The organism is Thermoflexibacter ruber, assembly GCF_900113045.1.
Lineage (GTDB): Bacteria > Bacteroidota > Bacteroidia > Cytophagales > Thermoflexibacteraceae > Thermoflexibacter > Thermoflexibacter ruber.
In genome coordinates, this window is sequence record NZ_FONY01000002.1 from 166924 (window position 1) to 191818 (window position 24895).

Consider the following 24895-nt stretch of genomic DNA (forward strand, 5'->3'; position numbering starts at 1 on the left):
GTTATATAGTTAAGTATTTGATTATTTGGATATTAATTTTTTATCTAAAATTAAAGTATTGAAAATCAATAATTTGTAAAATAGCACTTTTTTAACTTTTTTTATCAAAATATCGTGAATAAAAGTTTATACTTTGAAGCCAATGAGCAAAATGTCATCAATCTGTTTATGAGCATTTTGCCAGTGGGTAAGTGCTTGTTCTACTCTATTTTTTTGTGTTTCCATGTCTTCTAAATAGATAGAAAGCAATAGTTCTTTCAATTTTTGGATAGAAAATTTTTTGTTGTTTTCGCCTCCAAACTGGTCTGCATAGCCATCGGAAAAAATATAAAAAGAAGTAGAAGTTTGAATATCAAAGATATGAGAAGTATATGAGTAATCTGCGTTTTCCCCTATAGAGATTTTATCTCCTTTGATTAGCTCATAGTGATTGTTCTGAATGATTAAAAGAGGGTGTCTTGCCCCAGCAAAAGCAAGAGATTTATTAGCGAAATCTACGGTGCAAAGTGAAATATCCATACCGTCTTTGATGGCATGGTCTTCTTGCCGTAAAGTTTGCCAAACTCCTTTGTGCAACTCATTGAGAATCAAGTGTGGCTCGTGTATTTCTCTGTCATGCACTATTTGGTTTAGCAAAGTATTTCCAATCATGGACATAAAGGCACCAGGTACGCCATGTCCTGTGCAGTCCACCGCCGCAATAATTACCTTATTTCCTTTTTCTGCAAACCAATAAAAATCTCCGCTCACTATATCTCTTGGCTTAAAAAAGACAAAGTGCTGCGGTAAAGCATGGCTCATTTTTTTATCAAAGGATAAAAGTGCATTTTGAATCCGCTTGGCATAGTTGAGGCTGGCGGTCATGTCTTCGTTGATTTTGACAAGTTGGCGGCTAAAATGCTCAATATTATCTCGCTGGGCTATAATTTCCTCAGCTTGTTGTGAAAGTTCCTCATTGGTAACTTGTAATTCTTGCGTTTTGAAGCGTAGGCTTTTCACCATAAACTTGAAATCTTTGGCAAGCCTTCCTATTTCATCATTGGCTTCATAGGGATACAATTCTATTTTCTCATCAAAATTGCTTTGGATAATCTCATGAATAGAAAGAGAAAGATACTTGATAGGACGGCTCAGTTTTCTATATACCGTAACAGCCAATAAGATATTTAGAATCAAACAGATAACTATTAAGATAGCTACTCTTTGATTAATATTTTTTACCAACTCCTCTATCTTTTGCGATATTTTTTGGTCTATGATTTCAAGTTTTTTTTCTAAAAGGGTAGAAATCTGACTAATTTGCTGACGAAAACCCATGTTGTTGCTATAGCCTATCTGTGCTTCGATGCGAGTAAGCTCTAAAAAGGTAGCTTTATAATTAGAAAGCAAGTAGAGTATCTCCTCTTTATTTTTGTTATTTTTTTGCTCGTTTATTTCTTCTATCAAGTCATTTACTTGATTTTGCCAGCGTTCTATGTAAACCCCTTCTTTTCTAAGAAAGAAGTCTTTTTCATGTCTGCGAATAGTGAGCAAAATAGTTTGGTTAATCTTGTAATCTTTATTTTCTAACTGATGAACGAAGTCCCGCATTTTGCCCTCTAAGCCATAGTCCTTAAAGCCTCTTATTTTTTGTAAGCGAGTAAGTGTATCAAAAACATGCTGATATTGATTAATTAAAATAGATAAGGTATCTATGTCTGTATCTATTTCATTTTCTATGACTTGTGGTGAAAGTTTGAGGTTTTGTAAATCTTTTAAAATTTTTCTTAGAGCAGTATTGTACTTTAAGATATAAAGCGATTTGCCATCAGACTGATAAAATTTGGGATTGATGCTCTCGTTGTTAAAAAAGTCTTTTTCTATGTTATCAGCTTTTTTGAGGTTATGATTAATCTGATACAGCGTAGTGGCAACTTGATTAAATTTATTTTTCTGATTATCAAACCAATAAAAAGTCGTGATGACGATGATAACTAATAAAAAGTAAGCAGAGAAAGCAAGGGCAAATTTTGCTTTGAGTGTAGTCAATGGAAGTATAGAAGATATTTTTTGAAAAATACGATTCATGCTATTGTTTCGTGGTTTGTGTTTGGCACTTTTCTGCTTACCTTACTAATTTGAGAAAAAAGTTCAAATAACATTCTAATTACAACTTTCTTTTAAAGTATTCTTCATACAGTTTGTTACTTACTCTATAATTGGGGGCATTCCCTTTGACAAGTCCTATGGCTCTCAACGCCTCACAAGCTAAGTGATTTTGCGTTTGTCTTTGGTGCAAGATGTTGCTAAGTGCCTCTGATTTGTCAGGATTTTTTTGTAAATACTGCAAATGAGTGTTGAGGTGAGCGGCAAAATATCCATCATCTTGGGTAGCATTTTTTAGAAAATCTGATAGGCTAAGTTGATTTAAGGCTATCTGATACAGTGCTTTGCGGACTAAGAAAGGATGCCCGCCTACCATTTCCATAAGTGAACTAATCTCAACAGCAGATAGCGTCAGCTGATGCCTACTTGCCAACTCCGCTACCTCTGTTTCCGAAAAGTCCAAAAGATTGACCTGCATCCCTACATTAAAAGGGGACTGATTGAGATTAGTGATGGCGTATTGGGCTTCGGTGGCGTAGGTAATTATCATTTTGAATTTTGCCCACTCGGGTTTTATCTTGCTATCTTCGTGCCATGCGCGCAACATACCAAAAAACTCTGTTGAAACTTGGGGAAAATCAAATAATCGGTCTGCCTCGTCCAATACTAAAACAATATTGTCTGAACATTCTTTGAACAAATATCGCTCAAAATAGCGAGAACATTTGACCTTATCAGTGAGAAATCGCGAGTTGAAGTACTCCTCTACTTTTTCTTCTATGTTCAGGCTGTAGGAAGCAAAACCACAAATAAATTTGAGCAAAGTTTCCAAATCGCTCATTTCCTTAGCAGAGAACTCTTGAAAGTTCAGGTCTATGACTTGATGTTGATGGTCTTTGGCATATTTGCTAATGCGTTGGGAGATAGAGGTTTTTCCGTACTGTCGTGGTGCTTTTATTCTAATAAGCGCATGAGGTTGCAAGATTTGTGCCTTGCATCGCTCATCTACTTCTCGTTCTATGTAAAAAGGAGAGCCAAGAGGCACTGCTCCTTTGGGTTCTTCTATTTTCAAGGAAGTAGGCATTTTTTTTATCTTAGGCACGATGCCTTTGTTAATATTCCAAGTGCTAATATAGTCATATTCTTCTGAAATACGTAGTTGCCAAGGAAAATTATCAGAGGCTTCTGGAGCATTTTTACGGTACAAGCCTCTTACGTTGCTTGTGTCGTATGAAATTTTGATGCTATCTACGGCATCAGCCCAAGCAGTCGTCAAATCATTTTCGTTGGCTAAGGCATGGTAAAATCTCGAAGCCAACTGAGTGGCTATGTCGTCTTGGATAGCAGAGGAAGTACTAATGACGGTAGGAATACCCTCTTTGATGAGTTCCTCAGCTTGTTTTTCCGTAGCACAGCCGTTTAAAAAAACCATTTGCAAGCTATTTCTTCGGGCTAAAAAAGAAACTAAACCTGCTCCCTCAGCTACTGTGGGTTTGCCTTCTGTATCTTCTAAAAGTAATTGGTAGCCGTCAGCATGCCCTCCAAAATGAAAAACAGCAATTCGGTCTTTGTAACGGCTATCTTGAAAGGTATTTAGGATTTCGTCAATGGTAGTATTTGCCTCAAAAATTACTTCACATTTCCCTTGTAATACAGCCCTGTCCAATGCTTTGCGAATCTCGTCTAATTCTTTGGGTAAGTTCCTCAAATAGCGTGCATTGTCTTGGCGGTCATTGGCAAAAGCAAGAAAGAAAATTGGTTTGCTCATGAATTTTTTATCTAAAACTAATCTATCATTTAGCTAACAAATATATCAATAAATTCAAATACAAAGTATTGCGTTTCAAATATTAATAAATAACAAACAAATTTATAACAGAGTTAAATCCTATGCAATCAGCATTATAAACGATAACAATAGCTATTTTCTTTTGCTTAAAAAATAGAAAATCAGACCTAAACACATGATACCTATGCCTATCATGGACTCTACAGGTCTATCCAAAAAAACATAGACCAAGGTCCATAAATTAAGTAATAAAAAAATTGCTGGGGTAAAGGGATAGCCCCAAACCTTATAAGGTCTTGGGAGATGAGGCTTAGTTATCCTTAGCACAAATACACCCAATACGGTCATAGAAGTTACTGATATTAAGGCAAATGAGGCATAAGTTAGTACCTGATTGAAAGATGAGGTATAGATAAAAAGTAAGGTCAGCAAGGTTTGGAAAAGCATAGAAAAGATAGGGATTTGCTGTGGATTTGTTCTTGCAAAAAGGCGTAAACCTTTGAAATCTTCGCCCATGCGTTTGGTGATTCTGGGACCTACGAAAATCATAGCACTCATAGTAGAAACCAGCAGAAGTGCAATGATAATAGACATAATTTCTGCTCCCAAACTGCCAAAAATCTGTTTAGCAGAGAGAAAACCTATTTCCAACTGCCCTTTCAAATCTGTGAGTGGTACTGTATAGAGAAATACAAAATTGAGCAGTACATACATGACTAAAACTATCAATGTACCTATAAAAAGAGCCTTAGGAAGGTTTTTTTGAGGCTCTGCTATCTCGCTGGTGATATATACCGCTGCATTCCAACCTGTATAAGCATAGGAAACATAAATCAACGAAACCGCAAAAGAAGGACTTACCATAAGGGCAAAACTCTCTAAGTTGGGAATGAGGTCAGTAGGCTGAGGATTGGGTACGAAAAAAGCAGAGGCGATAAAAACAACGATAAGCGTAATTTTGATAAAAGTAAAAAAGTTATGAAAACGACTCCCCCAATGCACGCTATTGGCATGAACAAAGGAGATGATGACGACTGCTCCTGCGGCGTAGTGTACTTCTGGTATAGAAGGAAAAACTGTTTTGATGTATTTCCCAAATGCCATTGCCGCTAAAGCAGTAGGGGCGGCAAAACCCACAGAGGCAGATACCCAGCCTGCCAGAAAACCTACGGCGGGGTGGTATATTTCTGATAAAAAGTGGTATTCTCCTCCGGAGCGTGGCATACTTGCCGCCAGCTCTCCATAGCTGAACGCCCCACAAAGCGCAATAATCCCTCCCACGAACCAGAGCATCAACAAAGTAAAAATGGACTGAATGTCAATTACTTGAAATCCCAAACTTGTAAAAACTCCCGTTCCTACCATATTGGCTATGACAATCGCAACAGCCGTATGCAAACGCAAACCTTTCATTTTTTCTAATTGATTCTAAAAACAGGCTGCAATTAAGGTATTTTTCCTCACATCGTTAGGGGTAGCGAAAATAAATAAGGTAAAGTATTTTCTAAAATCGTAAAATTTTACCTATATTGCCTTTGCATCATTTTATTAATCCTTTAATAATCAAGTAAATATGAGTAAGCTGAGAAAAATTATTCTTCCTGAGAGTGAGATACCTCGCCAATGGTATAATATTCAGGCAGATATGCCAACGCCTTTATTGCCACCATTGCACCCTGCTACTAAGCAGCCTGTAGGTCCTGCGGACTTAGCTCCGCTTTTTCCTATGGATTTGATTATGCAAGAAGTTTCCAAAGAACGTTGGGTGGATATTCCCGAAGAGGTATTGGATATTTACAAAAAATGGCGACCAACACCTATGTTTCGTGCTTATGATTTTGAGAAAATGCTCGATGCCCCTGTAAAAATTTATTACAAATACGAAGGTACAAGCCCAAGCGGTTCGCACAAACCTAATACGGCTGTTCCACAAGCCTACTACAACAAAAAAGCAGGTATTAAGCGATTAACTACCGAAACAGGTGCAGGGCAGTGGGGAAGTGCTTTGAGCTATGCTTGCCAGCATTTTGGCTTAGAATTGGAAGTGTATATGGTAAAAATCAGCTACCTGCAAAAGCCTTACCGCAAAATCATGATGAATACTTGGGGGGCAGAGGTCATTGCTTCGCCAAGCGATAGGACAGAGGCAGGTAGGAAAATTTTGGCGGCAGACCCTAACTCGAATGGTAGCTTAGGTATTGCTATTTCAGAAGCAGTAGAAAGAGCCGTCATGCGAGAAGATACTAACTATTCTTTGGGTAGTGTGCTAAACCATGTATTGATGCACCAAACTATTGTAGGGTTGGAAGCGGTAAAGCAAATGGAGATGGCAGGTGATTTTCCCGATGTAGTGATTGCTCCTTTTGGTGGAGGCTCTAACTTTGCAGGGCTTGCTTTACCTTTCTTGCATCAGAAATTGGTCAATGGGAAGAAAGTAAAGTTATTAGCTTCAGAACCTGCTTCTTGTCCTAAACTAACCAAAGGAGAGTTCCGCTATGATTTTGGAGATACCGTAGGCATGACCCCTCTGATGCCCATGTTTACCTTAGGGCATAATTTCATGCCTCCAGCCCTTCATGCTGGCGGTTTGCGTTATCACGGCGGGAGTCCTATCATTAGCCAACTGATGCGAGATGACTTGGTGCATGCAGAGGCTATTCAGCAGTTAGAGTGCTTTAAAGCAGGGGTAATGTTTGCCAAGGCAGAGGCTATTTTGCCTGCTCCAGAGGCTACTCATGCGATTGCTTCGGTGATTCGCCAAGCAGAAGAAGCAAAACAAGAAGGAAAGGAAAGAGTAATTTTATTCAATCTTTGTGGGCATGGACATTTTGATTTGCAGGCTTATGAGGATTACTTTGCAGGCAAATTACAAGACCATTACTTTACTGACGAGCAGTTGTATGCTAACTTAAAGGAATTAGAAGACATAGCCATTCCTGCCTGATTGATATTGGTGATGAAATGTTTTATTAAAGTACCACTTTCTCAAAAAAGTGGTATTTTTCTTGTCTGAGTTCTGCTTAATGAAATAGAGAGCTTAGACTTTAAAGCAAGAAAATACAATTTTATGCTTGAAATATTATCTGCAATAAATTTTGTATTATTTCAATAAAATCTTAAAATTTTCGTTATCTCTATGCCTTGATGCGTCTTTTAAAATAGCAGGTTTAGGTATTTTTTCTCATATAGTTTTTAAACGTTAATTTTAAATAAAATTATACTTATATGTAAAAAAATATTATTTTTATGTAAAATATTACTTACAGTCCAATAAGTACTTTTATTCTTTGGTACACCATTTACCGTTCTATATCCTGAAATATATCAGATTTTATCTTGTATAGCATAAAAGGAAGTTTATCATAGCAATTATACACATTAAAAAGGCAGATAGCATAATTATAAAATTAAACTTATATCATTAAACATATTTTGCATAAAGTCAGCATATTGAAACTAAATGTATGAAAGAAATTATGAAAAAAGTAAGTACGTCAAATAGTTATTTACAGAAGAGGAGCATTTTATTTAGTATTATTACTGTCTTATTAGTGGGTTTTTCTAATATTTACGCCGCTGACCGCTATTGGGTAGGAGGGACAGGCAATTGGAATAATACAGCGCGTTGGTCTACTACAAGTGGCGGAGCGGGAGGGGCAAGTGTCCCTGTCGCAGGAGATAATATTTTCATAGATGCCAACTCTGGTAGTGGGACTATTACTATTAACGTAGCAGCAGTTTGTAATAACCTTAGTTGGACTTCCAATGCTCTTACTATTAATGGTACAGGCACTAATACCTTGACTATCAATGGCAATTTGTCTGCGGGAAATGGTATTAATTGGACGATGGGCGGGAATGTTACCGTGAATGGTACGGTAAATATTGGGATAAATACAGTGATGACTTTAAATGGGGCAGCTAATACTTTTAATGGGAATGTAACCATTTTAGGTACAACAGGCTCGGCTGTAACTATTAATAATGCAACTTTTAACGGGGCTAATAACCAGTTCTATCAAAGATATACTTTTACAGGTGATGCCACTTTTGGAGTAAACACAGTTACTACCTTTTTAGGTGGTGCCTTTGCCAAAAGTTTTCAAGACCTTGTAGTAAAGCAAGGGGCAACCGTAGATTTCCAGACGCTTGCACCCGCCGTCGACCAATTCACTAATATTTACTTAGAAAGTAGTACGACTTTCCGATTTAATGAACAAAGCCTTTGCGACCCCCCTTCGCCACCTTGTACAGATTTTAGTAGCATAGTTACAGGGAAAATTGTAGTGAATACCACTATTTGCACTACAGGGGCAAAGAATGCAGTCATTACCTCTACTAATGGAGATTTGTCTAATATCCGCTTTGATACCGACCAAGAATGGAACAACGTAAACATCAGCAATATTTTTAATGTAGGGAGTGCTAATATTAGGGTAAAAAGTGGAATTTTTGGTGTTCCCAGCATCAACGGTTTTGAGGACTGGGTAAGTGCGGGACGTAGGGTATATTGGATAGGTGGAACAAGAAGTATGGGTTCACAAGATTGGAATGATTGCTTGAACTGGGCTACTTCCTCTGGGGGAACAGTAGAGGGTTCTAATGGCGTCGACCCACCTACAAGCGGTTTGGATACTGTATATTTTGATGCCAATTCTTTTTCTGCTTCTCGTAATCAAGTAGTTATTAATACAGGGGCGGGAGCCAAAAACATGATTTGGACAGGAGCAACCCATACACCTACACTTGCAGGCACTACAGGTTCTTTGACTATCACAGGAAATTTGGTTTTCATTCCTGCGATGAACGTAACTACGACTGTACCTGTGGTATTCAGTTCCAATAACGTAGGGAATACGATTACTATGGCAGGTAAATCGTTTAACGGGAATGTAGATTTTATTTCTCCATCGGCTACTTCTATGGTAGCGGGGACAGGAAGTTGGAATATATTGGACAATCTAAGTACCAATAGCACAAGTACTATACGCTTCCAATCAGGCACTTTTAATTCTAATAACAATCCCATTACTACAGGCTTTTTTAATGCTAACTCTTTATTTGTTCGCAGTGTAAACTTAGGTTCTTCATTGATTACTGTCAATGGTATAGGCAATGTACTTGACTTGATTAACGGACCTCTTGACGATGTTACTACACCAACATTTGACTTCAATCCCGGTACATCTACTATGGTATTTAACAATAGTGGGGCGGGGAATATACAATTAGATATTGGTCGGAAGGCGAAAACATTGCCCAACTTTGTATTTAGTGGATTTGATAATGATGTTATTAGTATCAATACAAGTTCTGATGTGGCAGAACGTATTACATTTCAAAATATCACTGTAAGCACAAGTGGACTACCTAACGCAACGCTTACTATCAGTGGTAAATCGCCAAAGACTTATGGGGCGATTACTTTTGCTAATAATATTTATGCCAACTTTGACGGTGTCCCCAACTCTACACCGGGCAGCAACAATATCTTTAATGGTGCTATAGTCATGGGTATAGGCACGCAAGTAAACTTTAATAACTCCAATACCTTTAATCAAAATGTAACTGTAAGTGGTACATCTGGTACAGGGGTTACATTTACAGGTGATGTTGCAGGCATCAACAATATTTTTAATGGTACAGTGAGCGTGCCGGGGATAAATAGTAAAGTAGCTTTTGCTAATGAGGGTAATAACAACTTTAATCAAAATATTTTGGTAGGTGGCAGAGTAACTTGGAGTTTTAACTCTTGTGCTTCCTGCCTTTCTACAGTAGCTACAGGAAGAAACTTTATAGTAACTGCGGCTTGTGGTGATGAGTCTTTGATTAATTCCTCTGGGCAACCTACGGCAGGTGCCGCCAATGTAAACTTTGGTTTGGACTATCAATGGGAAAATGTAACTGCTCAGAACCTGAACAACTCTACGGGTGTAACGGTGAATATTATTTTAGGAGGCTCAGGCTCTATAGGAAATACCAATATCAATGTAGCAACGACTTCTCCAAGAACACTCTATTGGGTAGGAGGCACAGGTAATTGGAGCAATGCAAATATGTGGTCGACAATAGACCCCACGATGGGCGTACCTAATAATCCCCAGTGTCCGCCAAGATTAATTGATAATGTAATATTCAATAACGGCTCGGGACCTGCGACGTATGATGTTACTCTTGATACGGATGGGCAAGCCAATAATATTAGTTTTAACGGTACTACTTCTATCCCTACTCTGAGAGGCGCAGCAACAAGGACTTTGACTATTGCAGGTAATTTTACTCTGGCTGCGGCAGGTTCTTTGGTACAAAATGCTAATACACCTACCAACTATCAAGGCAGAGTCATTTTTACTAACTTGAATCCTGTACCGATGACTCCTCCAAGCATTGCGCTCAGAGGTACGGTCATTTTTAATAATGTGGCTTTTGGCTCGGTAGCTACGCCTGCGGGAAGTGCGTGGAATTTAGATGCTACTAATGGCAACTTAACCGTTGTAAACAAAATAGAATTAGTTTCAGGAACACTCAATACCAATGGAAGAGCAGTAAACACGGCTTTCTTTGACGCTAATCCCAAAGGTCTGCCAAGTCCTGTAAGTAACTTACCACGCACTTTGACTTTGGGGAATACCATAATGACGATAACAGGGGCTGGCACTGCATCGCCTGATGACCCCGCCTTAGATTTAAGAGGAAGTAATTTAACAGTTACAGTACCTGGTGCCTCTTCAAGGATAGACATGACCAATGTAGGCAATATTATAGTTTATACAGGCTCACAAACAGGTGGTAGAACGCTCCCACGTATAGACTTCACTGCCAACGTGGCTACTGCTAATACTATTACAGTTAATACAGAGAACAACACAGACCGCCTCACTTTCAGAGAGCTAAATATCAATGCGAATAGAACCAATCTTACCTTTTTAGTAAATGGAACTTCTCCCAAAACATACAGCACAGGCTTTAATTTGGGTAGTGGCGCCTCCAATGGCAATATTACGGTGGTCTTGGACGGTTCTTCTGACAATATGAATCCTAACATCTTTGATGGCTTAGTTACCTTAGGTCGCTCTGGTGGCGCAGGTATTACAGCTACCATTCGCAATGCCAATGTTTTTAATAACAATGTGATAGTGAGGACAACCACAACCACAGGCATTACTTTCACAGGAACCGGCAATAACAACTTTGATACTGACCCTGCACGTACTTTTACCTTTGCCAATACAGGAGGTAGAGTAACTTTCTCTAATACAGGGACTAATAGCTTTGCCAATATTACTATGAACTCTAGCGTAATTATGAGGCTTACACCTAATACTATTGGTAACAACACATTAAGCGGAATACTGAACCCCAACGCAAATTGTAATGCACCCGCAACGCTCAGAGCAACTACCCCATTGGCTAACTTAAATGCAAGTGTAGCACAGTCTTGGAGTGATATTGTGGTGAATGATATTAATAGCACGGGAGCCAATATTACGATTCTTAGCAAAGACTTAACAGGCTCTACAGGCAATTTTACTTTTACACCTGCTTTGCGAAATCTTTATTGGGTAGGGGGTAGAACGGATAATACACTTTCTACTAATACACTCTGGAGCAATCCTAACAATTGGTCAGAGATAGACCCTACCTCTGCTATGTATAACCCCACAACAAGTCCAGGTGTTTGTATTCCTAATTCATGCTCAGACAACGTATTTTTCAATGCAGGCTCTTTTACTAATCCTGCCAAGGTAAATGTCAATATAGATGTGGTGGCTTTGTGTGGAAATATGGATTGGACAGGTGCTACTAACACACCAAACTTGTCAGGAACTACTGATTTGACTATTTGTGGTAGCCTCACTTTTATCAATGCTATGACTCAGGACGGTACGGTTGCTACTTATTCTGGAACAGTAACCTTCCGAGGAGAACCAGCCGCCACAGCAAAAACAATTACTATGGCAGGCAAGCGTTTGAATAATGCCAATTTCACAGGTTCATCAAATACAAGTGAGTGGAATATTCAAAACACACCTGCAAGTGTAAATAATACATTCCATGTATTAAATACAATCAGATTGATTAGAGGGAGGTTAAATGTAACTGATGTAACTGGTGATGCCAACCCTGATGTAATTTGTAATGTTTTTGATGCTGATAATGGAAGTGATTTGGTCAGGAGATTAGACTTTGGAGCAGATGCGTTGATTCAGGTAAGGGGAACTGGCGATGTATTGGACTTAGCTGGGAATACGGGTAATTTCACTATTACTTACAGTACAGACCCTACGGGAACTTCTACTATTGAGCTTAATAATGCAGGAAATATCAATGTATATGTAGGTACGCAATCCAAGACTATTCCTAATCTGAATTTTTCTACTGCTTCAGGAAATACAATTAATATTAGCGATAATAATCCTACTACGAATCCTACCACCAATCGTATTACCTTCCGAAATATTACTGTAGCTAACAATAGGGTCTTTAATATGCAAACCAATGCTCCTAAAACCTATGGAGATATTACGGGAACAGGTGTCATTACTTTTGGCAACAATACCAACGCTACCTTTAATGGAACAGACAACCCTGCTTTAGCCACTGTAAATACTACAAGCAATGTTTTTAATGGAACGGTAACTTTTGGAACAGGCACGAGGGCTTTATTTAATAATAACAACCTGTTCAATGCCGCAGTGCAGTTTGGAAGTACAACTACCAATAACACCAATACGCAAAATGTGTATTTCTCACGAAGTAATACCTTCATGAGTACCCTTACGTTCACCAATGCAGGACCGGGTTGGGCTACTTTTGGGCAAAACGGGACACAAAACATTTTTGAAGGAGCGGTAGCTTTCAACGGTCTGCGAAATAACTTGACTACTTTGGGGAATAATACTTCTTTTGCGAGGTATTACAGTACGCTCTATGTCAATTCTGGTGTACCCGGACCTGAACAAAGCACAGGCACTTTTAATTCTCAGGTAGAGTACAGAGATAATGTAACTTGGGGAGATGGAGCAGGCGGCATTGCAGTTGCGCCTGTTACTTATAACCAAGAAGTAGATATGCACAACACCTTAGGAACGAATGGTGCCGCAGGTTCCCCCGCAGGTAGAGAATTTTTGACAGGCATAGATTCTCGTTTTGTTTTTAATGCTATCAGCAATTTCAGAAATATGCGACATGGACAAAATAACCTCATCACCTATAACCGCATTACAAGCCATGATAATTACTTCCTGACTCGTTTTGATATAGTGCTTTACCCTAATGTTATAGCTGATGCAGGAACAAGTGTAATACGCCAAAGAATGGAGGCATATGTAGATTGTAACTCTTGGATTCGCATAGCATCTACTTTGCCGACCGAACAAGCAAACCTTCAATTTAATGAACCACATACTAACTCTACCCAACCACCTATAGGAACAACACCACACAGAAGATTTGAGTACACGCTTTTCCAAGACATTAACAAAGTGGCGGCTGGTGGAGCGCATGTGCAGGCATTGCCAGCTAATACAGCAGACATCTCCAATAATACAGATTATAATCCTGTTACTCAAGCAGGTATTAACTTTATCAATCCGATTACTAAACGAACTTTTTATTGGGTAAGAAGTGTGAACCAAATTAATGCGGCGGCTACAAATGCTTCTGGTGATTGGGCTGATGAAGCCTTAGACAACCACTGGTCTTCTCCTGATTTGCCTGTAATGGTTAATCCGATGACTATGATGCCTACCCCCAATGTAGGTGGCTTTGGCGGTTCAGGTTTAGGACCCTCAGGCTGTATTCCTACGCCCATAGATTCAGTAGTATTTGACAATAACTCATTGGCAAGTACAGTAGTAACCGTAGATAAATACTCTGTTTACTCCAATGGTCAAAATTGGGCAAATACAGTTCCTATTACCTTACAAGGGTCTGATGTTTATACCATTCACGTTTATGGCACTTTCAAAGGTTCACCAAATACTACTAACAATTTTGGAGGTACTTATTTCTTTACAGGCACAGACACGCAAAATGGTCAAATAGAGTCTATTACAAGCAATACACAGCGTTTCTTCGGTCCTGTAGTATTTAATAATGAGCGAGATAGGTGGGTAATTACTGATAATATGAATATAGAAAACAATGCAAGGGGTAGTTTTACTATCAACTATGGCATTGTGGATATGGGTGGATTAATCAACAATCCTACCCCGCCAACGCTTACTTTAGATGGCAACTTTACTATGACTGCCAGAGTAAGTGCAGCCTTACGTGTGCCTTTATTTATCCCAAGAAATAGTACAGTAATTTTTGATGGAAAAAATAACGACCAAGAAATTCGAATGGACGGTAATACCACCAATGGGCAAATGAAAAGTACCGCTGGATGTGTGGAGTGTACCCAATATACCACTGACCCTACTACCAACGCACATGTAGAGGTAGTACCCGGTGTAACTACCTTGAATCCACCTGCTAACAGTACACATTTAGATTCTCGAGTAATTTCTTGTAATAGAAGTCCTTTTTATAATATTATCGTAGATAAGCGATGGGATAGAACACTTAATATTCAAGGGCAAAATGGTGCTATTGCTCTCTCTATTTACAATGACTTTAAAATTCTTAATGGTAGAGTAGTCGATAACGGTAATCAAATTAGAGGAAATGTTACTAATCCACTCAATACTGGTGGCAATAGCGGGGTAATGGAAATGTCCAATAACACAGCCCTAATTTTAGGGAGTAATGGAACTCCTACCGTTTTTCCTACATGTTTTCGAACTGCCAATATTTCGCTTGCGCCCATGCCAAGAGGCAATGTCTATATAAATCCCACTGTAACGGGTAATAATATGGCACCTATGAACCCGGCAGGAGCGGGCGGAAATGGTGCAAATAACTCGCCTGAAGTACGTTATATATGTAGAGATAATAGACAAATGGTAGCAGGAACGTTAGATAGAACTTTTGCTATGCCCGTAGGCACAGTCGCAGTAGGTCCAGCTGAGTACGGCACACTTACTTTAGCAGGAGTTACAGGTGCGGCTGTACGCTCCAAAGACTTGACAGGTCCCATTACTATTCATGGTACTCTACGCATTTTAGGAGGAAACATTTTTAGGGACATGGGTAAACAAATTACTGGGAATAATTATTTGAATACTACTGCTCCACAAACTTTTAATATGATTTTTATTAATGGAGCAAGTAACTCAGATAGAGCAGTTTTGGAGTTGGGAACAGCGGAGAATGTGGCGGCTTCACCTCTGACATATAGCAATACTTCTCTTCCTGCCAATATCCCAAGACCACTTACTACAGCGGCTGACCCTGTTACTGCCAATGTAGCTACCACCTTCCCAAGTTTCACTAATAATGTGGCTAACTTTGTTATTGGGGCTCCCAATACAGGCAAAATGGTCTTACGTGAGTTTAGTACCGTTATCTACAATGCGGGTGCAAACCAACAGGTTTGGGGTAACTTTACTTATGGGAACTTGACAGTACGCTCTCCCGGACGAACTGCCTTGCCTTTAGTACGTAAAACAGTTACTCGACACCCTTCTATTCTGACAGACATAAACTTAGATGTTGCAGGAGATTTGAGATTAGAAGATTTTAATGACTTAATAGACGATGGCTGGCAAATTGACGGTAGAGTAAACAAAACTTACACTGCCTTACCTAATTCTCGACTTACTTTGGGTATTAGCAATAAAGCAACTGAGTTCCCTAAGGAGTATGTCAATGCAAATATCAACTTAGATGCTACCAATGACACATACTACAATGCAGGCGCACTCTCGAGCATAACAGACCCGCGACAAATCATGTCAACTGTACCTACTTATGGTAGTTTAGTGCTTTCTGACCCTGATTCTTTGACTAATTTGATATTGATAGAAAAACGTTTCCAGCCCGTAGCTCCCGTAAGTATCAAAGGAGATATTACAGTAAAACGTCATAATCACCTCAACGACAATGGTAGCCAGATTAGTCGCTTAACTGCAGGGGGAGTTTTGACGTTGGAAAATGGCGACCCTACCAATGTGCCTTTGGATAGTAGCCAAGTTACTCGCTTGACTCTGGGAAGTGCTACCTCAAGTACAACTTTACCTTTGAACTTTACTACTACCTTGTTGAATGATAATACTACTGTAGTTTATACCTCTGGTCTTACCCAGTTGGTAGCTGGAGGGACGAGGCTCAACGGAGCTCCCCCCAATAGCTATTACAATGTTTGGTTGCAATCACTCCCGGCAGCTACACCTGCTGTTAAAAACTTGGAAGGAGCGATTACAGTAAGAAATGACTTAGTAATAAGACATAGTATTCGCTTTAATGATGCTAATAGTGATGTAGCCCCTACCAATGCTTTCCAAATAACGGGAAATGCCACAGGGAATCTGACTATGGAAGCAAGTAGTGAACTGCGTCTAAACAAGGCAAATACCATGACTTCTACAGTATTTCCTACTAATTTTATCAGAACAAGAATAGGTTTGCATACATCAAGCAAAGTAATTTATAACTCTAATGTAGCCCAAGACGTATCCAGTGTGCCGATGTATGGATGTGTAATTTTCAGAAAATTTACGCCGACTGCTCCTATGATTAATAAAACAATCACTACTGTTCGTCCAACTTTAGATGTAAGAGGTGATAGCTTAAGAATAGAGGCTTATAATCACCTGATAGACAATGGAGTACAAATTGACGGAACCAGTGATGGATTTATGTTTATGGATTACAGAAGCCAACTGACCTTAGGAACTCCAGCAACAGCCACTACTTTCCCTATGGACTTTTTGACTTCTAAAATTGATATGGATATTTGGTCTAATTATCCGACAAATACCAATCTCAGACCTAAAACTGATATGAACTTTGTGGTTTATAATTCTGACCAACCGCAAAACATCACTGCCGCCTCACCATCTAGCACCGTAGGACCAGGTAAAACTATTGCTACAGGAGCAGATAAGGCTTCTTGGTATGGAAATGTGAGGCTTAGTTCTACTGTACCTGTAACTAAATTTTTACAAGATAGCGTGAACATCAGAGGAGGGCTTTATATAGGCACGAATAACACCTTAGATGCTACTACTAATAATTATAAAATTTACTTAGGTGGCGACTGGGAAGCCTCACCAAACTCTGATTTCATTGCACGACAAGGAAGAGTAATTTTAGACGGCATAGACAGAACACAAAATATCACTACCGATGCCGCTCCTTTCTACAACTTAGAAATCAATAAGCCCGGGACAAACCGTACTGCTGTACTTCTCGACCCGTTGAGGCTTACTAATTTGGCATTCTACAAAGGAGGATTCTTTATTTCTGATGTAGGTAGGGAATTTATTTATGATGTCAATGCCAATCATAGTACAGAATGGGGAACAGGAAAGGAATATACTACCGCAGACCCTCTTTCAAATGGACCAAGTGCCTCAAGCCACGTATTTGGTCCTGTAACCAAGATTGGGGTAAGCGACGTAACACGCTTTTATTTCCCTGTGGGCAATACTTCGGTATATGCTCCTGCCGGTATCCGCGCCCCAGCAGGTGCAAACCCTGCAACGACTATCACAGGTCGTTACTTTGGAACAAACTCAGGGCTAACAGGCATAGATGCTACGCCTTGCCCTTCATTGCCTATGAATAATGTAAGTACGGCAGAATATTGGACTTTAGATGCACCGGGAGGTACTACTGCCCCTACGGGTATCCAAGTAACACTAAGCTGGGCGGCAAATAGGAGTGGAGGTGTTACTAATTCAAGCCTACTTAGAGTAGCACACTATTATAACGGAGGCACAGGATTAAAATGGTATTGTGAAGGCAGGGACAATACGCTAAGTCCAGACAACGACCTCTCGGCAATGCCCGCACCTCCATTTGCCGGTGGTATGGTAACTTCTTCTAATACAAGCATCACTGTATTTAGTCCATTTACTTTAGGTTCTCTAAGTCCTGTCAATCCTTTGCCTATCCAGTTGGTAAAGTTTGAAGCAAAAGCAGTGGCTGAGAAGAAGATAGTAGAACTTTTCTGGCAAACTGCTACTGAAATCAATAATGACTTCTTTACTTTGGAGAAAAGCAAGGACGGAAGAAATTTCATTGAATTTAAAAGAGTGCCTTCTAAAAATGGTAACAGTAGAGTAACTAATGATTACTTTGAGATAGACACCGAACCTATGCGAGGACTCTCTTATTATCGCCTCAAGCAGACGGATATAGACGGAACTTTTACTTATTCAAAAATTGTGGCAGTGTATTTTGAAGGAGAAAATAGTGAAGGAGGGTTCTTGCTCTATCCAAATCCAGCAGAAAGCGATATTAATATACAAATCTTTGATAAAGGCTTGGAGGAAGGTATGGTAAGTATTTCAGATATGCTTGGTAGAGAAGTATATAACACATTTATAGAAGATATTTCACCTGATAAAGTATTTAATATTCAGTTTAAGCAAAGTCTGTCCTCTGGGGTGTATATATTGAAGTTTGTGGGGAGAAACAAGTCTTATGTGCGCTCTTTTGTAGTAAACAAATAGCCATAAGCTATAATACTGAAGTAAATATCAAAAGAACCCTTTACAACATGCCTCGTAAAGGGTTCTTTTTTGCTCTAAGAATATAATACTTTCCTTAATATATTTGGAAAGAATAACCAAGTTTGTTCAACTTATTGATTACGCAACATAAATTTGATAAAAGGCTCATGTTTTTGGTAAATGCTATCTTGCAAAAAAAGACTTTTATCTTTTTCCTTAAATATCTGTATGATTTTGGGAGATTCCTTGATAGCCTGCCCCCAAGTTCCTGCTTTGACAACTTGGTAGTGCTGAGGAAGAGAGAGTACATTGCTCAGGCATAAAATAAGTAATATATAAGTAACAATCCGTTGATTTAAAATTATGTTATTATTTTGCATTTCTACCAATGCGTAGCCTAAGAGCAAAATAAAAACTGTAGTGAGTGGAATAGGATAATAAATTCTATAGTAATCTTCCTTGGCTACAGAAGGGTGTGTAAGCACCATCAAGAAAAACATGGCAAGTAAGCTCACTAAAAATAGAAAATACAATGTAAGATGTAAGCCACGCACACTCTCCCATGTATTTTTACTGAATACATACCCCACAGCTATCAAGTAAAGAAAAGCAAACATCGTAGGTATATTACCTAAGGAAACTCTTAATATACTGAGAAAAGAATATATCGACTTTTCTAAGACTAACAAATCATAGTTGCTTCCCCAAAGCCAAAGATTGGAGAAAGGGATTGTCTGATACTCATAATTAGGTTCAAAACCATTGAAATACTGTGTAATTGGCGGTGCTAAAAGGTAGTTATAGCAATTATTTAGTAAGACTGCTCCCAAAAAAATAATAAAAAGACAAATGTAAGTTTTAGTAGGGGAGGAGAGGCATAAGAGAACCAGAAAAGCACAAATCAAAAGTATAAGGAAGTAACCTTGCCTATCAAAAAGTGTAGTACAAAAAGCAAAAAAGAAAAGTACAAAATGCTCTTTTTTAATAGTAGTAAAATTACTTTGTTTTAGTTGTGAATATAATAGGGAAAAAGTGATAATAAAACAGAGCGAAGTTCCTATTTTGGCAGAGCGAAAGAAACTCGAGGTCAAAGGTATGCAAGGGGCTGATAACCAAAGGGAAATTAACAATATAGACCAAGCCTCAGAGAGTTTGAACTGCTTTTGAAATACATAATATAGTACAAAAATGGAGATAACAGTAAATAAATAATGCGTAAAGGAATAAAAATGTGGATAGCCATTTTGCATACTCCAATAAATGAATTGGCAATCCAGATAATCAAAAACATGGCTCAGTTCTCTTGCTTGGAAATTGCCTACATCTGTATAAATTTTTTGGAAAAAAGAGGTAGAGGGATTCAAATAAACAGGTAAAAAGCCTGCAATCCTATTTTCTTTTAGAAAGTCCAATCCCTCCGCTTCATAATCTAAAAAGCCTCCTTGTGCATTGATAATAGAAAAAATACAAAATGATACACTTAGGAGAGAGAGCAAAAAATACGGATTAGTATGCCAAGTATGAAATCGGAAGGAGTGTTTGAAGCGGAAGTCTGTCTTAGTAAACCAAAGCAAATATCCTACACAAAAAAGAAGGGAAAGTACAATTTTAACAAGAGATATTAGCACATAAAGCCGAGGTGAGTAAATGTATCCGTCTTTATCGCCCCAAATCATATCAATTAAATATTCTGACAGCCTAACAAACAGTAACAAAACTAAAAATATGAAACGAAGCCTAATAAGAAAAGAAAAAAATAATGCTACCATGTAAAATTTTTTGTCTGTTAATAAAAGCAGCTAACTCTGCAAGCACCTCTCGCAACAGGCTTTGTAAACTTCCTATGTCATCAGGTGATTTCATAATACCAAGCTAAAACTTTTTTCTTAATTTTACAAGACCTAAGTATTTACAATAAAAAAAAACTTCACCAACTCCAAAGGTGTTGGCGAAGTCCACAAAAACCTATTAATAAACCTAAACTTACAATCTCAACGGCATTTCTCCGTAAGAAGAACCTGCCTGAACTATTTGTGGTAAAGTACTCACAAATAAACTTAACCCTACTAATACTCATTACTGATTAGAAAATGAATTAACTATCTATCTATGAACTACAAAGGGCAATAATTTCTTTTAAAAATAGTAAGAGTAATAACCTTTTTGTCCGTTTTTAGTTACTCCTTTTACAATCACTCTTCCCCTAATTCGTTCCAATATGTCTGCCAATTCACGTGGTTCTTCTATCATTCTATTATTGATAGAGGTAATGATAAAGCCTTCTTCTATACCCATTTGAGCTATCAAACCTCTATTGCTATTTATTTTTGCTATTCGTACCCCACTTTCTATATTAAGTTTAGCTCTTTCTGCTTTTGGCACTACCTCGAGTTCTGCACCTATACTCTCAGCTTTATACACTTCTCTTTTGACTATGGAGGTAGTTCCATCTATATTAGTAAGTGTAATCTGCTTTTCTCCCATTTTCCCTTCTCTACTGTACTGAATATTGACCTTATCTCCAGGTTTAAAATAGCTCATTTGCTCATCAAAAGAACTTTTGGAGTTTACAGGTTTTCCGTTGATTTTCAAGATAACATCTCCCCTTCGCAAACCTGCCTTATCTGCCGCCCCATCTGGTTCTATATATGTAATAATAACACCTGCGATGTCATTTAAGTTCAATTCCTTATAGACTTCTTCTGTTACTTCTAAAACATCTGCTCCTACGAATGCTTTTTGTACCTGCCCGTATTGCTTAAGGTCTGTAACTACTTTGGTAACAATGTCAGAAGGCACGGCAAATCCATAACCTGCATAAGAACCAGTTTTTGATAAAATTGCAGTATTAATGCCTACCAATTCTCCTCTCAAATTAACCAAAGCCCCTCCACTATTGCCGGGATTGATTGCCGCATCGGTTTGAATGAAAGATTCTATAGGGAACTGACTATCTAAAATATTGATATTACGTCCTTTAGCACTTACTATCCCTGCTGTAACAGTAGAGGTTAGGTTAAAAGGATTCCCCACGGCAATCACCCAATCCCCTACATTTACAGTTTCCGAAGAGGCTATTTTTACAAAAGGCAAATTGTCTGCTTCTATTTTCAACAAAGCTAAGTCAGTAGAAGGGTCAGTTCCTTTGACCGTAGCCTTGTAAGTACGTTTGTTGTGTATTACCTCTATCTCACTTGCGCCTGCTATTACGTGATTGTTTGTAACTATATATCCGTCCTTAGAAAATATAACCCCTGAGCCTGAGCCAATCACCTTGTTTTCGTAACCTTCTCCACCAAAAAACATATCAAACCATGTGTAAGACCTTTGATTGCGACTTGCCGTCTTGATGTAAACTACGGAAGGAGTACTTACCTTAGCAGCTTCGACAAAACTCGGCATTTCGCTGAATCCTCGTGAGTCATTAAAATCTACAAAATTTGGTCTATCTTCTTCTACACTTAACTCATTGGTAAACTGCTTGCTAAGCGGTTTTTCCTGCTCTTGATTCAGTGGAATGACATTGATAAAAACATAAGCTCCCATGAAACCTGCTAACCCACCTATTAAAAAAGTTTTAATTAGATGCTTCATAATCATTTAAGTTTTTATAGAGATAAATTAATTATAACATTTACTATTTTCCAAAATTAACGATTTTGAATGGAATTTGATTGCTTTATGCTGTTAAAAATTCCTAAGTAACCGCTTTTATCTCATTAATTTTGACTTGTACTCGGGTTGTTTTCTTCTATCTTAAAAATGAGTGGTTTTTTTACTTTTTCCTTTGTTAGTGCCAAATCAAGGACTTCTTGTATGGTTTCTACGAAATGGAATTTCAAATCTTTGATGTATTCTTTTTCTATTTCGTCTATGTCTTTTTTATTTTTTACTGACAAAATGATTTCCTCTATGCCTGCTCTGCGAGCCGCTAAAACCTTTTCTTTGATACCTCCTACGGGTAGTACCTTTCCTCTCAGAGTAATTTCCCCTGTCATAGCCAATTTCTCTTTGATTTTTTGTTGCGTGTAAACCGAAGCCAAAGAGGTAAACATAGTAATCCCTGCCGAAGGACCGTCTTTGGGAACTGCTCCTGCGGGAACGTGGATGTGCAAGTCGTAGTGACTGAAGATGCGGTAATCTATACCCAACTCCTCTGCGTGGGCTTTTAAGTAGGAAAGTGCCGCCATAGCAGACTCTCGCATGACTTCGCCTAACTGCCCTGAGAGAGTAAAAGTACCTCTGCCCTTGCTTAGACTTGACTCTATAAAGAGAATTTCTCCGCCGGACTGCGTCCAAGCCAGCCCTGTGGCTACACCTGCTACGCTATTATCTTGGTACATCTCTTTGTCAAAAATAGGGGCACCCAAAATCCTTTCTATGTCCGTTTCTTTGACGATTTTACTGTAATCCTCTGCCATAGCTACGGATTTGGCTATATTTCTGACTACTGCCGCTAATTTCTGCTCTAAATTTCGCACTCCAGATTCATGCGTGTATTCGCTAATAACTTTTAAAATTGCTTTGTTGTCAATAGTAAAGTCTTTGCTTGTCAAGCCGTGTTCTTTCCTTAGTTTGGGGAGTAAATGCTTTTTAGCAATTTCTAACTTTTCTTCTTGTGTATAGCCATTGATTTCTATAATTTCCATTCTATCCCTAAGAGCAGGGTGGATAGTATCTAAGGAATTTGCCGTAGCGATGAAAAGTACCTTAGAAAGGTCATAGTCCACCTCCAAATAGTTGTCCATGAAGGAATGATTCTGCTCAGGGTCAAGGACTTCAAGCAAGGCAGAAGAAGGGTCGCCTCTAAAGTCAGAGCCTACTTTATCTATTTCATCTAAAATGAATACGGGATTGGACGAGCCAGCCCGCTTGATGTTCTGCAAAATACGTCCCGGCATCGCCCCAACATAGGTTTTGCGATGTCCTCTAATCTCTGCTTCATCGTGCAAACCTCCCAAAGACATTCTTACATACTTACGTTTCAAAGATTCTGCGATGGATTTGCCCAGAGAAGTTTTGCCGACACCGGGAGGACCGTAAAAGCATAAAATAGGTCCTTTCATGTCATTTTTTAGCTTTAATACAGCTAAGTATTCTAAAATACGCTCTTTGACTTTTTTTAGCCCATAGTGGTCTTTGTCCAATATTTTCTTAGCATTTTTCAAATCAAAATGATCTTTGGTAAATTCCTGCCAAGGCAAGTCCAAGAGAAACTCTAAGTAGCCCAAAGCCATGGGGTACTCTGCAGCGGCAGGGTTCATACGCGCAAGTCTATCTACCTCTTTTTGAAAATGTTTAGCTACTGCCTCTGACCACTGCTTTTTGGAGGCTCTTGCTTTGAGATTTTCTATTTCTTGCTCTGCACTATCATCTCCCAGCTCATCTTGCAAGACTTTGATTTGCTGACGTAAGAAATAATCCCTCTGTTGCTGGTCTATGTCAGAGTGAGTTTTAGAGTGGATTTCTTTTTTTATTTCCAATAACTGAATATCTCTCCACATGTGTTCTAACAGTTTAGTTGCTCTGTCTTTGATATTGTCAAACTCAAGCAACTCCTGCTTATCTTTCAATTCTGCGTTAATGTTCGAGCATAGAAAATGAATCAAGAAATTGATGCTTTCTATATTTTCCAAAGCTATCTGTGCTTCTTGGGGAATTTCTGGATTCAGGCGAATGATTTTTTGTGCTGTTTCTTTCAAAGATTGTGTCAATGCTTTGGTTTCTCTTTTAGAGGTGTCCAAAGGGGCATCTACGGGAAACTTGACTTTTGCTGTGAGGTAAGGAGTATCTTTGATAAGATGAGCTATTTCTATCTTTTTAAGTCCTTGAATAATAATAGTCGTATTCCCATCGGGAAGAATAATTAGTTTTAAAATTCTTGCCAATGTACCTACAGAATAGAGGTCGTCCAGCGTAGGCTCGTCAGCGGCAGAGTTGCGCTGAGCAACCACCCCTATCAATCTATCTCCCTTATATGCTTTTTTGACTAAGCGGATGGATTTTTGCCTACCTACAGTGATAGGGAGTACCATGCTCGGAAACAAAACAGTGTTGCGAATCGGAAGAATCGCCAAGTCTTCTGGATATTTGGCATCTTTGATGTCCTCCTCGTCTGTTGAAATGATAGGTATAAATTCTTCTGAGTCGCTCCCACCAAGAATATTGGCTCCTCCCCAAAGTAGAAATATGTTGTTAAACTGTTTTGCCATATTTTCAGCTTTTCATGTTAGTTTTCTGCCAAATTGTCTTATTTTTGGTAAGGCATTGGAATAGATTTTGGCAGGTAATTTAATTAAAAAATAAATGCGAACCACAAAGATATGCTAAATTACTGATATTTACTTTATTTTGTTTTTGAATACTTATAAATAATTTAGCGTTAAATTTGGAAGTTGCCTTTTTATCAATCTATATGCCACTTAGATTTTTACGGATTCCTTTTAGTTCTCCAAGA

Annotated in this window: 9 protein-coding genes; 2 read left to right on the forward strand and 7 right to left on the reverse strand. The window is 38.6% G+C overall.

Annotation, left to right across the window (positions count from 1 at the left end; genetic code table 11):
- Window positions 1-126 precede the first annotated feature (126 nt).
- The 3 genes from BM141_RS01765 to BM141_RS01775 form a co-directional block, all read right to left on the reverse strand.
- Window positions 127-2067: a SpoIIE family protein phosphatase gene (locus BM141_RS01765; protein WP_091538974.1), complete on the reverse strand. Its 1941-nt coding sequence runs from the start codon at window positions 2065-2067 to the stop codon at window positions 127-129.
- A 79-nt stretch (window positions 2068-2146) separates the two neighbouring features.
- Window positions 2147-3853: an AAA-like domain-containing protein gene (locus BM141_RS01770; RefSeq protein ID WP_091538977.1), complete on the reverse strand. Its 1707-nt coding sequence runs from the start codon at window positions 3851-3853 to the stop codon at window positions 2147-2149.
- Between the two features lie 153 nt (window positions 3854-4006).
- Window positions 4007-5287: an APC family permease gene (locus BM141_RS01775; RefSeq protein ID WP_091538981.1), complete on the reverse strand. Its 1281-nt coding sequence runs from the start codon at window positions 5285-5287 to the stop codon at window positions 4007-4009.
- A 160-nt stretch (window positions 5288-5447) separates the two neighbouring features.
- Here BM141_RS01775 and BM141_RS01780 point away from each other — a divergent pair, with 160 nt between their 5' ends.
- A complete protein-coding gene (locus tag BM141_RS01780; RefSeq protein ID WP_091538984.1) occupies window positions 5448-6818 on the forward strand; it encodes a TrpB-like pyridoxal phosphate-dependent enzyme in 1371 nt (456 codons plus the stop codon).
- A 532-nt stretch (window positions 6819-7350) separates the two neighbouring features.
- Window positions 7351-18438 (forward strand): T9SS type A sorting domain-containing protein, encoded by an 11088-nt coding sequence (locus BM141_RS01785; RefSeq protein ID WP_221407615.1) that lies wholly within the window; start codon window positions 7351-7353, stop codon window positions 18436-18438.
- Window positions 18439-18569: 131 nt separating this feature from the next.
- Here the strand turns inward: BM141_RS01785 and BM141_RS01790 are convergent, their stop codons facing one another.
- From BM141_RS01790 to lon, 4 genes are all read right to left on the reverse strand, one after another.
- Window positions 18570-20114 carry a hypothetical protein gene (locus BM141_RS01790; RefSeq protein ID WP_091538993.1) on the reverse strand — a complete coding sequence of 515 codons (1545 nt, stop codon included), beginning with the start codon at window positions 20112-20114 and terminating at the stop codon, window positions 18570-18572.
- A 61-nt stretch (window positions 20115-20175) separates the two neighbouring features.
- Complete coding sequence (locus BM141_RS23610) at window positions 20176-20301, reverse strand: hypothetical protein (RefSeq protein WP_262509443.1); 126 nt, start codon at window positions 20299-20301, stop codon at window positions 20176-20178.
- Window positions 20302-20574: 273 nt separating this feature from the next.
- Complete coding sequence (locus tag BM141_RS01795) at window positions 20575-22032, reverse strand: trypsin-like peptidase domain-containing protein (protein WP_091538997.1); 1458 nt, start codon at window positions 22030-22032, stop codon at window positions 20575-20577.
- A 125-nt stretch (window positions 22033-22157) separates the two neighbouring features.
- A complete protein-coding gene (gene lon / locus BM141_RS01800) occupies window positions 22158-24650 on the reverse strand; it encodes an endopeptidase La (protein ID WP_091539000.1) in 2493 nt (830 codons plus the stop codon).
- Window positions 24651-24895: the final 245 nt, after the last annotated feature.

Bases quoted from the DNA above. Each gene is read 5' to 3' on its own strand.
- BM141_RS01795 (WP_091538997.1), bottom strand. From the start codon at position 22,032: ATGAAGCATCTAATTAAAACTTTTTTAATAGGTGGGTTAGCAGGTTTC.
- BM141_RS23610 (WP_262509443.1), bottom strand. From the start codon at position 20,301: ATGAAATCACCTGATGACATAGGAAGTTTACAAAGCCTGTTGCGAGAG.
- BM141_RS01765 (WP_091538974.1), bottom strand. From the start codon at position 2,067: ATGAATCGTATTTTTCAAAAAATATCTTCTATACTTCCATTGACTACA.
- BM141_RS01785 (WP_221407615.1), top strand. From the start codon at position 7,351: ATGAAAAAAGTAAGTACGTCAAATAGTTATTTACAGAAGAGGAGCATT.
- BM141_RS01780 (WP_091538984.1), top strand. From the start codon at position 5,448: ATGAGTAAGCTGAGAAAAATTATTCTTCCTGAGAGTGAGATACCTCGC.
- BM141_RS01775 (WP_091538981.1), bottom strand. From the start codon at position 5,287: ATGAAAGGTTTGCGTTTGCATACGGCTGTTGCGATTGTCATAGCCAAT.
- lon (WP_091539000.1), bottom strand. From the start codon at position 24,650: ATGGCAAAACAGTTTAACAACATATTTCTACTTTGGGGAGGAGCCAAT.
- BM141_RS01770 (WP_091538977.1), bottom strand. From the start codon at position 3,853: ATGAGCAAACCAATTTTCTTTCTTGCTTTTGCCAATGACCGCCAAGAC.
- BM141_RS01790 (WP_091538993.1), bottom strand. From the start codon at position 20,114: ATGATTTGGGGCGATAAAGACGGATACATTTACTCACCTCGGCTTTAT.